Source organism: Shimia sp. R9_1 (assembly GCF_017743775.1).
GTDB lineage: Bacteria > Pseudomonadota > Alphaproteobacteria > Rhodobacterales > Rhodobacteraceae > Shimia.
In genome coordinates this window covers 489,204-504,546 of record NZ_JAGHRN010000003.1, presented here as the reverse complement: position 1 = coordinate 504,546, position 15,343 = coordinate 489,204, and the positions used below count along the sequence as shown (strand labels likewise).

Below are 15,343 nucleotides of genomic sequence, written 5' to 3'. Positions count from 1 at the left end.
CTGTCATCCTGCGCCACAGGCGCATCATTGACTGCGGCGACGGTGATGGTGATGGTGCCGGTGTCCTGCCCGCCATTGCCGTCATCAATGGTGTAGCTGAAACTGTCACTCCCAGAAAAATCCGCATCGGGCGTGTAGAGATAGCCTTCGCCGTCCAGCGTGACGGTGCCGTTTGCCGGTGTGCCAATGGCCGCGATGGAGAGCGGGTCGCCATCGGCGTCGCTGTCATTGGCAAAGAAGGGAATATAGACAGAGACGTCTTCGTTGGTTGTGACGTTGGGGTAGTCTCCGGCCACCGGCGCGGTGTTGTCATTCACGGCGAGGGTCACGGTGCCGGTAGCGAGGCCGCCTGCGCCATCTGACAGCGTGTAGGTGAAACTTGCCTGACCTGAGAAGGTGGCATCCGGCGTGAAGGTGATGGTGTCGCCAGCCAGCGCCACGGTGCCACCCACGGGCGCGTCGACCGACAGGACGGAGAGTGTCTGGGTCAGCTCCGGGTCACCATCGGTGTCATTGGCCAGCAGCGTGGCCACGGCGATGGAGATCGGGGTGTTGAAGGCGGTGGAGAGCCCGCCGTCATCGGTGGCCACCGGCGCGTCGTTGACGGGGTCAACGTTGAGTGTGACAGTTGCGGTGCTTGTTTCTCCGTTTCCGTCGTTGATCTGGTAGATGAAGCTGTCGTTGCCGTTGAAATTTGCGTCCGGCGTGTAGGTGAAGCTGCCGTCATCATCGAGGGTGAGGGTGCCGTTTGAGACATCGCTGGTCAGGGTGACGCTGATCGGATCGCCATCGGGGTCGCTGTCGTTGGCCAGAAGGCCCTGGGCTGCGTCTATGGCGAGGGGGGTGTCTTCTGTCAGGCTGTAGCTGTCATCGGTGGCCACGGGGGGCAGGTTGACGAGCGCCACGGCGAGGGTGACGGTGGCGGTATCGCTGCCGCCATTGCCGTCTGCCACGGTGTAGGTGAAGCTGTCGGCTCCGGAGAACCCAGCGTCTGGCGTGTAGGTGAGCTGGCCATTGGCCTCAATCACCACGGTGCCATTGGCCGGGGTGCCCACATCCGAGACGGTCAGCGGATCGCCGTCCGGATCGCTGTCATTGCCCAGCACGTCAAAGGTCACGGCGATGTCTTCGTCGGTTGCGGCGCTGTCATCTGTGGCAAGAGGCGCGTCATTGATGGGTGCAACAAGCACAACCACGGTTGCGGTGTCGGTGGCGCCGTTGCTGTCGGCCACGGTGTAGGTGAAGCTGTCGTTGCCGTTGAAGTTTGCATCCGGCGTGTAGGTGAGCTGGCCGTTGGCCTCAATCACCACGGTGCCGTTGGCGGGATCAGAGACGCTGGTGACAGACAGCGCATCGCCTTCCACATCCGCATCATTGCTGAGCACATCAAATGTGAGCGCGAGATCTTCACCCGTGTTTACACTGTCATCCTGCGCCACAGGCGCATCATTGACTGCGGCGACGGTGATGGTGATGGTGCCGGTGTCCTGCCCGCCATTGCCGTCATCAATGGTGTAGCTGAAACTGTCACTCCCAGAAAAATCCGCATTGGGGGTGTAGATGACCTCTCCAGAAATCGTCAAATCCACAGTGCCGTTGGAAGGTTGCTCAACCGCTGCCAATGAAACAGCATGACCGTCAGCGTCTAAAGCGTTTTGCAGCAGATCAATTGTGGATGCGCTGTCCTCGAAGGTACTAATGGCGTCGTTTGCGGCGATGGGGGGCGTGTTTTCAGAGACCTCGATGAGCACTGTTGCCGTAGCTAGCCCGCCCGCACCATCAGAAACTTCATACGTGAAGCTGGCTTGCCCGCTAAAATCTGCGTCTGGCGTGAAGGTTACAGCACTTGTTGAGAGCGCAGCCGTGCCTCCTACCGCAGAGCCAACCGAAAGCATTGTGAGGGGCTGCACAGTTTCTGGATCACCATCGGAATCATTGGCTAAAAGTGCGGACATGTCGATCGCCAAGGGCATATTATACGCAGTGGATAATCCGCTGTCGTCTGCTGCAATCGGCGCGTCGTTGACAGGGGTGATCGAAAAGGTCACCGTTCCGGACGTACTGTCGCCCTGTTCGTTCTCCACATTGTAGGTGAAGCTGTCGGTGCCTGCGAAATCGGCGTTTGGCGTGTAGGTCACATCCCCGTTTGTCAGAAGGGTCGCAACGCCGTTTGAGGGGGCACTTGTTGCGGAGAAGGACAGTGTTGAGCCGTTGGCACCACTGACCGCGCTGGCGAGGTTCAGTGACATCGAGGTATCTTCAACCAACTCAGAGTTGGTATTTTCGGTCGTTAGCTCTTCGCTTTCTGTGTCACCAGATGAGGAAGATCCTCCGTCTTGACTTGAAGAGGCGTCATTAACTGGAGAGTTTGTTGGCGGAGATGTTGGTGCTGCAGGCGCACCAACTTGCGTGAAAGATTCACCACTTGTGGTGTCGCCAAGACCTGGGTCGGAAGAAAAGGTACCGGTGTCAGCGGTTTCTGTTCCGGGACCAAGCCCCGGATCAGCAGTACCAAGGGAGCCGGTGTCTAAGCCATCCTCGCCAGTGACCAAATTGGTTACGCCTTCAAGGCCAAGATCCCCGCCTTCGGCGTCTAGTTGCGCAAGAGCGAGCGCGGCAATGCTTTCTGCTGAGGTCTCGGAGTTGTCGACTTCGGAAGGCGCGACCGCCGCAAATTGCTCCTGGCTGTCTTGTTGAAGTGAGGCGTCGTCTTCGCCCTGAGTTTCTGCGTCGTTGGGAGTTTGAGGTACTGTTTCTTCGCCTTCGGAGTCCCCAGGGTCTTGTCCTTGATCCTGGGGCGGAGCTGCATCTTGACCACCGCCACCATCTTGAGGCGCGGGAGCCGGGGCAGGGGGGGCGTCGCCAGGGGCTGCCTGCCCGCCGCTGTCAGGCCCTGCTTCGCCTGTGCCTGTTCCGTCAAAGTCTATGTAGCTGCCGCTGTTCTCCAGACGCAGTTCGGCGCGTTCTGTCACCTCATTTGTTTGGACTTGCAGGGCTTCCGAGTCCGCTTGAACCACCTGGGCACGTGGCACTGGGCGCGTTTCGCCATCGACGGGGGACACAATCCAGCTAGTTTCCGGGTCGGAAAGGGAAGAGACAAAGTTCCCGTTCTGATCAAACAAATCTATGCTGCCGAGAGCGCTGTCTGGCCAGTCTGGCAAGAGAGAGACGACAACTTCCGTCACACCGTTGACCACCACGATGCGCACTTCCACAGTTGTGCCTCTGATGCCGATTGTGGAAGTGGGTGTGTTCACCTCCATGTCGCCGATTTTGGCAACTTGTCCAGCCACAAAAACAAAGCCGCCCTGTATCAGATTAAACGCTGCGGAATTGTCTGACCCGTCAGGATCATAAATCAGCTCGTCCAATATCATACGGCTGTCTTGCGCCAAGGTAAAAATCGTTCCGTCGATAAATACCAAAGATACCGTGCTGCCAGCGCCGGTTTGGACCACATCGTTTTGAAAAACCAAAGTGCCGTCATTCAGTCGGACAGTAGAGCCGTCTGCGCGGGTGACCGTTACCACGCCTTCAATCGTATCAACTTGTCCGATGGCGTCAGATGGCGCTTGCGCTTGAACAGGAACGATATCTGATTGCGTGATATCCGTGTGTTGGAAAGTCGCTTCGGTCTTTAACGCGGCTGTACGCGTATCGATACCGGCTCCAGCGATCCGAGCCACATCTGCGCCCTGGATTTTCGCTCCATTGGGGGCGATCAGCGCTGCAGGAGAGGCGAAAGTAAAGTACCCGGAAACCCGGAGCGTTTCTGCACCATCAAAAGAGATGACAAGGTCTTGGCCGTCCTTGGCGTAGTCGCCTTGAAAGAGGGCTTCAGTATTCGGGGTCAGAACCTCTGACCCATCCGCCACAACCACAAACTCGTTTTCGCCGCTATCAGGGCGGTCGAAGTCACTAATACTCATGGGCAGTCCCCAGGAACAACCGATACAAAAACACGTCCGCGAATATTGAGGCTTGAAACGCCAGGCGGCTCTAAAAACAATTGGAGAGAAAATTAAATCAAATTGTAAATAAATGCCACAATTTAGATGTGAGACTGATTTAAGTAACTGTTATGTTTTGGCATTTCATGTGGTGTGACAGATTTCTCCTCGACCTCTGGCCGGTATCTGTCTTGCTAGCGTTCGCGCAAAGCCTCGTGCTGGGCGCGTAATACAGGGCGAATAAGATACTCGAGCACCGTTTTGCGGCCGCTTTGTATATCGATGCTTGCAACCATTCCCGAAGAGATGTCGAGCGCTCCGTTGTCACCTTCCAATGAGGTTTGTTCGGTGCGTAGCATGACTTGAAAATAGGGCACGCCGTCAGCGTTGTTGAGCGCATCCGCGCCGATGCGTTCTACTTGGGCAGGGAGGTCACCATAGCGCAGATAGTCGTAGGCGGTGATCTTGACCGAAGCATCTGCCCCAACTCGGACAAAGGCCAGATCCCGTGGGCTGACCTCTGCCTCAATCAGCAGCGTGTCATCCAGAGGCACAATTTCAGCCAGCGTCATCGCGGGTTGGACGACACTCCCAACATTGGTGACTGAAATCCGATTGACAGTTCCACGAACAGGCGCGCGTAAGTCTGTGCGCGAGACCCGATCTCTCGCGGCGGTCAGTGTTTCCTCGACCACTGCCAGATCTCCAAGCACCACCGAGATACGCTCCCGCGCTGTGAGACCATAGGATGATTGGGCAGAGCCGATCTGTTTTTCGGTTTCGGCAATGCTCGCGCGGACACGGAGTTCGGTGGCCTCTGAGACGGTGATGTCGCCTTCGATTTCTGCCAGCTGCCCTCGAAGGCGAAGTATTTCGATCTCGGGGACCGATCCGCTTGCAAAGAGGCCTTCAGAGATTTGGACTTCCCGCCGAAGGGGGGCAGCGACCGCTTCAAGACGCGCGCGTTTTGCGGTCAGTTCCACAAGCTCGGCTTCCCGCTGTAACAGGCGATCTTGCAAAACACTGATTTCCAGATCCAGCTGGCTTCGCCGCGTGTCAAACACGGCTATTTCTGCCGCGATGAGCCTGTCATTCCAGTTCTGTTCTATCGGGAACGTTAGCGTATCTGACCCTTCGGCTTCCGCTCTCAGCCGGACAAGTTCAGCGGATAAAGCCTGATAACGTTGTTCCAATTCACCAAGATTGGATTGCACCGTTGTATCGTCGATCTGAAAGAGCACCTGACCAGGCTCGACCACATCTCCTTCTGAGATATGGATTGCAGACACAATACCTCCTTCGGGAGCTTGCACTGTTTGAACTTGGGAGCTGGGTACAACGCGACCAGAAGCTCGGGTCACTTCTTCGATTTCGAAGGTTGCTGCCCAAAACACGAACCCGCCAATGAGCGCGATCACAAACAGCAGCAAGACCCAAAGCCCTTTTCCTGCGTCCTGTCCTCCCGGGCGATTGACGAATTCTTCGTCTTCTATCCGCATGGAAAACATCACTCGGCTGCCTTCTGATCGATCTGACGCTCTGCAGAAGTTGTTTGTGACAGTTGGTGCATTACCTCGGCGCGTGGTCCATCAAGCACCTTGCGGCCCTGTTCGATCACTATGAAACGATCTGCGAGCGCTGCGAGAGACATCCGGTGCGTGGATAAAATCATGCCCACACCTTCCTTTTGCAACAGACGCAGCCGCTCAATTGCTAGAGCTTCGCTTTGATGGTCCATTGCGTTGGTTGGTTCATCAAGGAAGATGAACTTCGGTCGACGAAGCAAAAGGCGCGCCAGAGAAAGGGCTTGCCTTTGCCCTCCAGAAAGCCGTTCACCTCTTTCCCCCGCGAAGTACTCTAACCCTTCAGGAAGACCTGCAACAAAGGCATCAAGCCCCGCCAAATGCAGTGCCCTCATGATTTCGGCATCTGGAGCATCCGGCACACCCAGCGTGATGTTTTCGCGTATGGTGCCTGTAAACAGAAGGGGATCCTGAGGCAGATAGCCTACGCCCGCGCGGACGGCTACCGGTTCAAACTGCGCGATTTCATGACCATCGATCAGCAAAGTGCCTTCTTGGGGCTGGTAGAGACCGTTGATCAGCTTGCCGAGTGTAGACTTCCCCGAACCGATCCGCCCCAGTAAGGCGGTTGTGCTGCTGGGTTCAAAAACTGCAGAAATCCCGACAATCGCGGGAGTTTGCATATCGGGATAGGTGAATTTCACTTCACGTAATTCGATCTTGCCTTCTCTGACTTGTAGATCGCTGCGCAACGCTTCGCGTTGCTCGACTTCTGTCTCCACGAAGCGTGAAATCGACCTCATGGACCAGATCGCAAAGTTGGCTCTGAAGATGGTCTGCGTGATACCTGCAAGCGGCGCAAGGATACGGCCTGCCATGATGTTGGCAGCAATCAGGGCCCCAATGGTGACGGTTCCCTTGGACACCAGAAACACACCCAGACAAACGATACCCGCGCTGACGGCCTGTTGCACAAGCACAGTCGCGGAGCCTGTGAAGTTCGCCCAGTTTCGGGTTTGGGCCGTTACACGCGACGATGCTGCCACCGCGTTCTCCCATTCGCGTAACAACACAGGCTCTGCGCCGACGCTCTTGACGGTTTCCAATCCTGTCAGCGCCTCAATCAGCACCTGATTGCGCTTTACGGTCATTTGCTGCGCCTGCCGCGCGGATCGGGCAATTGGCACCTGCGCCAAAACGGCAATGGCGATCATCACCGGAATGGCTGCGATTGGTATCCAGGCAAGCGGCCCCACAATCATGGTTAGAACCGTCAGAAAGATGCCGACAAAAGCAAGATCGATGAGCGCGATCAAGGTGGAGGAGGTGAAGAAATCTCGCACAACTTCAAAGTCGCGCAAATTTGTGATTGCGCCGGTTGCACCGCCTTTGCGGGCCAGAATTTTTTGCGCAAGCGCCATTTGAAACAGGCGGGAGGCCAAGGCTAAGTCCGCTCTGCGCGACACTCTTTGAATTATGGCACTACGCAGGAGCCGCAATAAGAGATCCAGCCCGAGCGCCAGCCCGACTCCAATCGCCAGTGTGATCAAAGTGACAAACGCAAGGTTCGGGATCACGCGATCAAAGACATTCATCACAAAAATCGGCAAGGCTAGCCCAGCCAAGTTGACGCCAAAGGCCGCCAGAAACACTTGCAACCATGCAGATTTGTGGCGGGCCAGCTCCGACCAGAGCCAATGTACACCATTTGGCGCGATCTTTTGTGCATCCGGACTGAGACGGGAGGAGGTCGAAGCTTCCTTTGACGCAACCAAAAGAACCTCTCCAGTTAACTGGCGCGATAGAGAGCGGGTCGGGACCTCATCACTTTCGTTTGTAGCAGGATCAACGATTGAGGCGGTTCGCGTTTTGTCATCCAGTCCCACTAGGATTGTCGGGGCCGCTGATTTGGTCATGAGCACGGCGGGTAAGCTGCCGCGATCAAGCTGCGCTAGGCTGCGTTTCACTTTTTTGGCCTTGAGGCCGACCACGTCGAGCGCGCGTATCAATCCGGAGGCGCCATCCGTTTCGAACCCCTCAGGCAGGCGCCCGGTCACACCGGTTTTAACAAACGGTCGACCATGATAGCGCGCCAGCCAAGACACGACGTCAAGCGCGCTGCGAAGTTCACTGGAAGGGGTGTAAAGATCAGGGTCAGCCACTGCGACGGGCTCTACTCAAGGGCAGGGGCAGAGACGTCAAACCGATCCATTGGCGCGGATTTGACGCGATCTTCGAAGTCCGCGTTGAGCGCACGCCCTTCTTTGGTAAGACCAAAATGATCGGAGAGTTTGCTTTGTGCTGCGAGCACGCGATAGCCTTGATAGTGATGCGCAGCAGAGGCGTTGATCTGACGAATGCGAAGGTTGAAAAGGGCACGCTCCGCATCAAGAACCTGAAGCAGCGGCCGTTTGGCAGCTTCAAATTCCTGCCGGAAGGCTTCCACAATCAATTCGTTGGTGGAGACGGAGCGATCTAACAGAAGTTTGCGTTCACGAGCTGAATCGTAGGAATTCCAAGCCCGCCGTGCAAAATCGCGGACTTCATTTTCCACCTGCTTTAAGCGGTAGTGGGCCCGGATGAGCAAATCGCGGTTACGGGCGCGCGTGGCCTCTCTGGTGTTGCCCTTATAGAGGGTCCAGTTCAGCCGCACTCCGGCAGCTATTGTCGAATCCGTTCCACGTGCACCCTCTTGGTTTTGACCAATGTCGGCGCCGACAAAGGCGTCTAAGCGGGGTTTCCAATCAGCTTCGTCAATTGCGCCCTGATAGGTTTGGGCCTGAATATCGGTCTGTGCCAGACGCATCTGAAAACTGTTGGTGACAGCGGCGGTTTCAACCGCCTCGCGGGAGGGCGGCGTGTGCGTATGGAAGGCACGCGACAAAGTTGATGTCGGCCGTTTGCCGGTCACTAACTCGAACTGGGAGTCCGCATCGCCGAGTTGTGCCTCAGACTCTGCAAGCGCGAGTTGGGCGGCCAGCAACTTGTCATTGGCACGAAAACGATCTGCTTCGGACAGTTTCCCGGCATCGACTTTTTCCGCGACCTGCCGAGAGATTTCGCCGTGGCGCGCCAGATTGCGTCGCGACGCCTCAACGATATTTCTGTGCCGTACCACGTCGATATAGGCTTGGATCGCATTCAACGCCAAAGTCTCGGTCGCATCGGACAGGCGTATGATCTCCGCATCCAGTAAGGTCGCTTCGCGGTAGATCCGGTTCATGGCACGCATGCCATCGAGCAGATTGACTTGAACATCTACGCCGATGAAGCGCGCGAATTTTGTGTCCCGATTGTCCGCGGCATCCAGCGTGGGGTCATCGACCCATTCGGCCGCCACGCTGCCAAACAAATTGACCTGTGCACGCTTGTCGCCTTGGGCGATAGTGATCATGCGCCCTTGGGCTTCAATCCCGGAAATGGCCGCCTTGCGGGCTTCGCTGTTTGACACGGCATTGTAGACCGCATCTACCAGCGTTTCAGCGCGGGCATCTTGAGGGAAAACCGAATAAATGCAGGTAGTCGCGACCGCCGCGAAGGCAAATAGATTTTTCATGGATCAAACGAAGTGACATAAAATGAAAGTACTGATTAAAAGTCGTTCTTCGTAAGCGATACGCCATTTTGCCCCTCAAAATCAAACGAATACTGGGTTTGGAGACTGCGCAGGTGGGTAACGGAGGGACTGACTAAATGCCCTTTGAGCCTTTCTGGCTTGGTGCAAAAGCGTTTTGATGATGTCGCAAAATTGGTGCAGAACGATTAGGTTTCGCTGGGGGAGAATTAACCATAACGGTTTGATCGAAGCGACGGATGCAATCTTTACGAGAGGCATAAAGGCGTTCTTTTTGCCAGTGGGTTTGCTCTCGTTATTGTCGCTCAGGCATCGCACCAAAAGCCACTCTTGCGCGGTCCTTGAGGAGGTCCAGAAGCCAGATATGGCTAGGATCACGGTTCCGACTCTTGTGCCAAAACAGGTGCAAGACAACGTCAGGGCACTCAAAGGGCAGATCGTGGGCGCATAGCGCACCGGTTTGCAGGAGCGGGTCGGCAAGCTGCTGTGGCACAACTGCTATCAAATCCGTGGAGGCGACGATACTGGGGATCGAGAGGAAGCTTGCCACCTGAACGACGACGTTTCGGTTGGGAAGCTCTTCCCCCATGAGATACTCAAGCGGCGTGTGGCGTCTGCTGTTTTTGGAGCGGATCCACTCTGAGCGCCGTAGGAGAGAGGCTTGGGGCAGAGTTTCAAAGTCCGCGATGTCAAAGCCCGAGTTGGCCTTTGGATGATCCGCAGAGCAGATCAGCGTCAGTTTCTCATGCGCTAAGGCGATTGAGCTGAATTGATCTTCGGGCAAGGGGTTGTAGTCCACGGCGTAGCTGAGGTGGCCCGCTTTCAGTTGATTAGGTATGTCGTCGCTGTAGTCTGGATGCACTTTGAGTTTGGCCATGGGGGCCTGCGCGCGGATGGCCTGCAGCAACGCGCCGCCCCAAAGGTATTCAACGGCATGGTTCATTGCGATGGTGATTGTTCGGGAAAAGGTTTCGGCTTCAAAGCCGCGATCCTCAAATCCATCAAGGATAGACACCAATGCCGGTTGGATTCGCTCATGCAGATCAAATGCCCTTTGAGTTGGTTTTAGACCGCGCGCTGTCCTCACAAAAAGGTCGTCTTCAAACTCCAGCCGCAGCCGTTTTAGTGCGTTGCTGACGGCTGGCTGACTCATGTTCAGACGCTCTGCAGCACGCGACAAATGCTGTTCGCGCATCAGGGCTTCGAAGATTGGAAGCAAATTTAAGTCATGATTTCTTAACATTGCGAATTCATTCATCAAAGTTATAATGTGGTTTTGTAATATATATTAGACGTGATATCAACGCCTCCTATTATTGCCCTAGTTGGCTTAACTAGGGAGGAACGAGCCATGAACGATGAAGCACGCGAAAAATTTCGCGCTCGCTATCGCGCAGCTATCAGCCCCAACTACAGTGGTTTTCTACACCTCTCTGTTGTTCTCTTCGGAGCAGGCGGGTTGATCAGTTTCGGCATTTCCCAATTGGAAAATGTCACCCTTTTGCAGATCCTGTTCGTTGCGGCGTTGTATGTCGTCTATAATTGGGCAGAGTGGTACACCCACTGCTTTTGGGGTCACAAGAAGACAGATCTGTTCAAGTTCTTCTACCAGCGCCACACCGGCGACCACCATACGTTCTTTGTCGAGCATGACATGGAATATCAGATGGTGCTCGACTGGCGTGTTGTGATCTTCCCGATCGCGCTGTTGGTTGCGACTGCGGTCGTGTTCGCGCTGCCTGCGGGCCTTGTGTCTTACTTTGTACTGGGCTGGAACTATGGCTGGTTGGCGTTTGTGACCATCATGTGCTGCTATCTAGCATATGAGGTGCTGCACTTCAGCTACCACCTGCAGAAAGGCTCTGTCACGGAACGGATCTTCAAACTGATCCCAGGTTGGACTTATCTGCGACTGTTCCACACGGTGCACCACAACCGTCACCTGATGGCAGAAGGCAACTTCAACATCACGCTGCCGCTGTTTGATTGGCTCTGCGGCACCCTGTACTTCAGCTCTGATGAATGGGCGAAGGCCAAGGGTATGGGGAACACCACCCCAGCGGAGTAATCCGACACGTGATTGGCATGTTGTCCGAAAAACCAATGCGATGCCGATGGGGATTCCGTCGGCATCGCGTCGGCAAATGCTGAGAGCGCCCGTTTGTGATCATTCAGCGATGATCTCTGTCCTCATTCGAACTGAGCTCTAGTTACTAATGTCAAAAAACGATCTGAGACCTTTGAAACAACGTTTTGCCATGTGGCTGATCAAGCTCCCGGCAGGACTGCGGTTTTCTTTGCGCGGAAGCAAGAAGGCGGCGTTGCGTGACTTGGAAGGGGCCGTCAATGAGCGCGTCGCAATTCCAAGACGGGACGGCAACGGGACCATCCGCACGCGCATCTATAAGCCTGCGAACGCCAAGGGGCCCCTGCCTGTTGTGGTCTATTTCCATGGCGGTGGTTTTGCGACCGGATGGCCGGAGCGCCATCACGCGATCTACGAGCGCCTGATGAAAACGCGCCCCTGTATCATTGTGGCACCTGTGTTTCGTTCCTCATTGGAAGCCCCGTATCCCGCTGGGCATGACGATTGCTATGACGCGCTGCTTTGGGCGCGCGACAATGCCGAAAGCATCGGTGGGAACAGCCAGTCAATCATTGTTGCGGGCAACAGCTCCGGCGGCGGCATCGCGCTTTCAACAGCATTGCGCGCGCGCGACACAGAGGACGTGAATATCGCGTTTCAGATGCCGCTTTACCCGATGGTTGATGATCGCTCCAAAAATTGGAGTGCACTGCCCAAAGACAAGATCACCTGGACCAAAGAGCATGGTGTGATGGCGTGGCATTTGTTGTTGCGCGGTCTTCGTGCGGAGAAACGCTACGACATCCCAGCCTACGCAGTGCCGGCTTTGGCAACGGATCTCTCTAAACTTCCACCCATGCTCAGCTACGTCGGTGCTGACGACATTCTTATGAATGAAGTCAAAGACATCGCAGAGCGCGTTGAAGCGGCTGGGAACGATGTGACATTCCGCGTTTTTGACGGCCTGTTCCACGCGATGGAAGACAATGTGCCAGACGCTCAGACAACCGTTGATGTGCACAATTGGGTTGAGCGCGAATTCGGGCGCATGATCGATCAACACTGCGGGGCCACCTAAGATGGCGCGCTGGGAAACACGTCAACAAGCTTGTCGGACGGTTGGAGCACTGTCTGCAGCCACCGTGTTTCCTGTCCCTTATTCAGACACTCCAAGAGCCGTTAGCGCAGGATCATCTGGGGGCTTAGGTCCGGTATCCGCGCAGTCTCGGACACAAATTCAAGGATTGCTATGAACCAGAGCCACGCCATTCAAACCGGTTTCGCAAATCTTGCTGATATCGAAAGCTTTGAACAAACGCCGCTAAACAGCCATAACCTTCCTGCCACCACCTATGACGCGCTGAAACGCGGCGCGGCGCTCAATCCGGCAGCGCCTGCGATCAGCTTTTTTGTCTCCGGCAAAGATTATGATAAGCCGAAGACGCTGACACATGGCGAGCTGCTAGCCAAAGTCACTCAAACTGCCAACGCACTACGCAAGCTTGGCGTTGGCCCAAATGATGTGGTGGCTTATGTGCTGCCGAACCTGCCGGAAACCCATATGGTGATTTGGGGTGGTTCCGCTGCGGGGCGTGTGCTGGCTATCAATCCGCTTCTGGAAGCGGACCAGATTGCCGAATTGCTGAAGGCTGCAAACACCAAAGTCTTGGTGACACTGGAAAAAACGCCACGCACAGATCTTTGGGAAAAGTGCCGCGCGGCGGTTCTTATGGTGCCCAGCATCCAGCATATTGTGACCTGTAGCGTCTTTGGTTGGATGGATGGGGCTGCAGCATCCGTTTTTCGGGCTTTGGGCAAGAGCCGGCCGTCCAAGCTGCGCATTTTCAAGCGCCCGATACCGGTCACACGCTTTGAGGACCTGATCAAAGGGGCGCGGTCTGATGATCTGGAATTTGAAGCTCCAAAAGCCTCAGACACCTCCACAATGCTTTGCACCGGAGGCACCACGGGCCTGCCAAAGATCGCTCCTCGGACTCATGCCTCTGAGGTCTATGACGCCTGGGCGCTTGCGCAGTTTAACCCAGAGATCTCTTCGCCGGGTGTCTCTGTGCTCTGCGGCCTGCCGCTGTTTCACTCCAACGCAATCCTGGTGACCGGCCTGTTGGTACTGATGTCAGGTGGCAACGTCGTGCTGGCGACGCCGCAAGGCTATAGGGGCGATGGGGTGTTTCCGAATTTTTGGAAGATTGTTGATCACTACAAGATTGTCACGTTCTCTGGCGTGCCAACTGTTTATTCCGCGTTGCTTGATGTGCCGCGCGATGGTCTGGATATCTCTTCCGTCAAATTTGGTGCCTGTGGTGCCGCGCCAATGCCGGTTGAGCTGTTCAACAATTTTGTCGAGCAGACTGGCATCCCGATTGTTGAAGGCTACGGTCTGACAGAAGGGGCCGTGGCCTCCTCCTTGAACCCGACACATCCGGATGGCGGCGCGCGTATTGGCTCCATTGGTCTGCGTTTACCGCACCAGAAAATGCGCTGTGATGTTTTGGCGGAAGACGACAGCTTTGAACGCTGGGCCGAGATCGATGAGGTCGGGGTCATCCTGATCTCTGGACCAAACGTCTTTGACGGCTATCTGGTTGAGAGCCAGAACAAAGGGCTTTTCTTTGAGATCGAGAGCGAACGCTGGATGAGCACTGGCGATCTGGCGCGTCAGGATGCTGAAGGATACTTCTGGATGACTGGTCGCAAGAAAGAGCTGATCATTCGCGGCGGGCATAATATCGACCCGAAAATCATCGAAGAGGCGATGCACATGCACCCGGGCATAACCATGGCCGCGGCCATCGGCCGGCTCGACGCCAAGGTCGGCGAGTTGCCTGTTCTCTACTATCAGGGGGAAGAGCTCTCCACCGCGGAACTTGCCGAATTTGCGGCAAGCAACGTGGCTGAGCGGGCTGCCGTCCCGAAAGATTTCATCCGACTGGAAGAGCTTCCGGTGACGGGTGTTGGAAAGATCCACAAGCCAAGCCTGATGATGATGGAGATCGAACGCGTCATCCGAGCTGAAGCCGCAGCGAAAAACCTCGATATCGCTGAGCTGGAACTGACGCAGGACAATCAGCGCGGCATTGTGGCGAAACTACGTATGGTAAACAGTACCGACGAGATGCGTCATGTCCTCGGTCTTTACGCTTTCAACGTCGACTACGAGGACTGATCAGTCGCCTGCGGCGCCAGAGGGGAGCGCTTCAGGCAACCCCAATCCACTCAAGGGAGGAATACTATGGACTTTGCAATCAACGTGGTGGTGCCTGCAGCGCAGGCCTTCATTATGTTCTCATTGGGCCTCGGCCTGGAAATCGCTGACTTCAAACGCGTTTTCACACGCCGCACCGCCTTTGCCATTGGTGCTTTTGCGCAGATCGCGATGCTGCCGCTTGCGGCTTTCTGCGTTGTGCTGGTGCTAGACATGCCACCTGTTTTGGGCGCTGGTTTGATGCTGCTCAGCTTCTGCCCGGGCGGAGTGAGCTCCAACGTGATCACCAAGCTGTCGCGCGGTGACCTTGCGCTGTCTGTCTCCATGACGGCTGTTACATCTGTAATCGCCTTTATCACGGTGCCACCGCTTGCGACCTGGTCCATTCTCTATCTGATGGGCTCTGAAGCGCCTGATTTCTCCTTCTTTGACATCGCGATCTTCACTTTCCTCGTCACCACGCTGCCAGTTCTGACCGGTGTTTTTGTGTGTGCGGTGGTGAACAAACTTGCGCGCCGTCTGGAGCGCCCGCTGCAAAACATCGCCATCGTTCTTTGGGTGCTGCTGCTGCTTGCGCTGTTCGCCAGCAACCGTCAGGTGATCATCGACAACATGCCGACCCTTGGCTACGCGACCATGCTGCTGCCTGCGGTGCTGGTGGTGATGGGCTTGTTGGTGGCGCGTCTCTTTGGTCTCAACAAGACTGAATCCAAGACGGTCAGCATTGAGACAAGCGTTCAGAACTCTCCACTGGGGATTACGCTGGCCATTGTGATCACCGGGACCTCCACCAACTTTGCTGAGGTGCCACTGGCGCTGCCGTCTGCCATGTACTCGATCACGATGTATGTGGTGGTTTTGCCGGTGATGTTCCTATTCCGCTGGTTGAGCCGTGATGAGGCTGTGGAGGCCACACCAGCTGACGCCTCTGCGTGATGGGCTGGTGACAGCCACTCTAAGGCTCCCGACGTTTCGCAGGTAGCGGTG

General features: G+C 55.8%; 9 protein-coding genes. 4 read left to right on the top strand and 5 right to left on the bottom strand.

The window, feature by feature from the left end:
* The 5 genes from J7399_RS13365 to J7399_RS13345 form a co-directional block, all read right to left on the bottom strand.
* On the bottom strand, nucleotides 1-3,929 hold a 3,929-nt coding region (locus tag J7399_RS13365), incomplete at its 3' end, for an Ig-like domain-containing protein (RefSeq protein WP_209086813.1).
* Between the two features lie 215 nt (nucleotides 3,930-4,144).
* Nucleotides 4,145-5,458: an HlyD family type I secretion periplasmic adaptor subunit gene (locus tag J7399_RS13360; RefSeq protein ID WP_209086812.1), complete on the bottom strand. Its 1,314-nt coding sequence runs from the start codon at nucleotides 5,456-5,458 to the stop codon at nucleotides 4,145-4,147.
* Nucleotides 5,458-7,635, bottom strand: a complete 2,178-nt coding sequence (locus J7399_RS13355; RefSeq protein ID WP_209086811.1) for a type I secretion system permease/ATPase — start codon at nucleotides 7,633-7,635, stop codon at nucleotides 5,458-5,460. The genes J7399_RS13360 and J7399_RS13355 overlap by 1 nt, the downstream gene beginning before the upstream one ends.
* 11 nt (nucleotides 7,636-7,646) lie before the next feature.
* A complete protein-coding gene (locus J7399_RS13350; RefSeq protein ID WP_209086810.1) occupies nucleotides 7,647-9,029 on the bottom strand; it encodes a TolC family protein in 1,383 nt (460 codons plus the stop codon).
* A 313-nt stretch (nucleotides 9,030-9,342) separates the two neighbouring features.
* Entirely contained in the window at nucleotides 9,343-10,062 is a 720-nt protein-coding gene (locus J7399_RS13345; protein ID WP_348539468.1) for a LysR substrate-binding domain-containing protein, read from the bottom strand.
* A 336-nt stretch (nucleotides 10,063-10,398) separates the two neighbouring features.
* Between J7399_RS13345 and J7399_RS13340 the strand changes: the two genes are divergently transcribed.
* The 4 genes from J7399_RS13340 to J7399_RS13325 all read left to right on the top strand — a co-directional run bounded on the left by J7399_RS13340 (nucleotide 10,399) and on the right by J7399_RS13325 (nucleotide 15,292).
* Nucleotides 10,399-11,115, top strand: a complete 717-nt coding sequence (locus tag J7399_RS13340) for a hypothetical protein (protein ID WP_209086808.1) — start codon at nucleotides 10,399-10,401, stop codon at nucleotides 11,113-11,115.
* 253 nt (nucleotides 11,116-11,368) lie between these two features.
* Nucleotides 11,369-12,211 carry an alpha/beta hydrolase gene (locus J7399_RS13335; RefSeq protein ID WP_209086807.1) on the top strand — a complete coding sequence of 281 codons (843 nt, stop codon included), beginning with the start codon at nucleotides 11,369-11,371 and terminating at the stop codon, nucleotides 12,209-12,211.
* A 171-nt stretch (nucleotides 12,212-12,382) separates the two neighbouring features.
* On the top strand, nucleotides 12,383-14,317 hold the full coding sequence (locus tag J7399_RS13330) for an acyl-CoA synthetase (protein ID WP_209086805.1): 1,935 nt from the start codon (nucleotides 12,383-12,385) through the stop codon (nucleotides 14,315-14,317).
* 66 nt (nucleotides 14,318-14,383) lie between these two features.
* Complete coding sequence (locus J7399_RS13325) at nucleotides 14,384-15,292, top strand: bile acid:sodium symporter family protein (protein ID WP_209086803.1); 909 nt, start codon at nucleotides 14,384-14,386, stop codon at nucleotides 15,290-15,292.
* Nucleotides 15,293-15,343 lie beyond the last annotated feature (51 nt).

Excerpts from the sequence above, each read along its gene's own strand:
- J7399_RS13350 (WP_209086810.1), bottom strand. The coding sequence starts at position 9,029 with ATGAAAAATCTATTTGCCTTCGCGGCGGTCGCGACTACCTGCATTTAT.
- J7399_RS13360 (WP_209086812.1), bottom strand. The coding sequence starts at position 5,458 with ATGTTTTCCATGCGGATAGAAGACGAAGAATTCGTCAATCGCCCGGGA.
- J7399_RS13340 (WP_209086808.1), top strand. The coding sequence starts at position 10,399 with ATGAACGATGAAGCACGCGAAAAATTTCGCGCTCGCTATCGCGCAGCT.
- J7399_RS13325 (WP_209086803.1), top strand. The coding sequence starts at position 14,384 with ATGGACTTTGCAATCAACGTGGTGGTGCCTGCAGCGCAGGCCTTCATT.
- J7399_RS13330 (WP_209086805.1), top strand. The coding sequence starts at position 12,383 with ATGAACCAGAGCCACGCCATTCAAACCGGTTTCGCAAATCTTGCTGAT.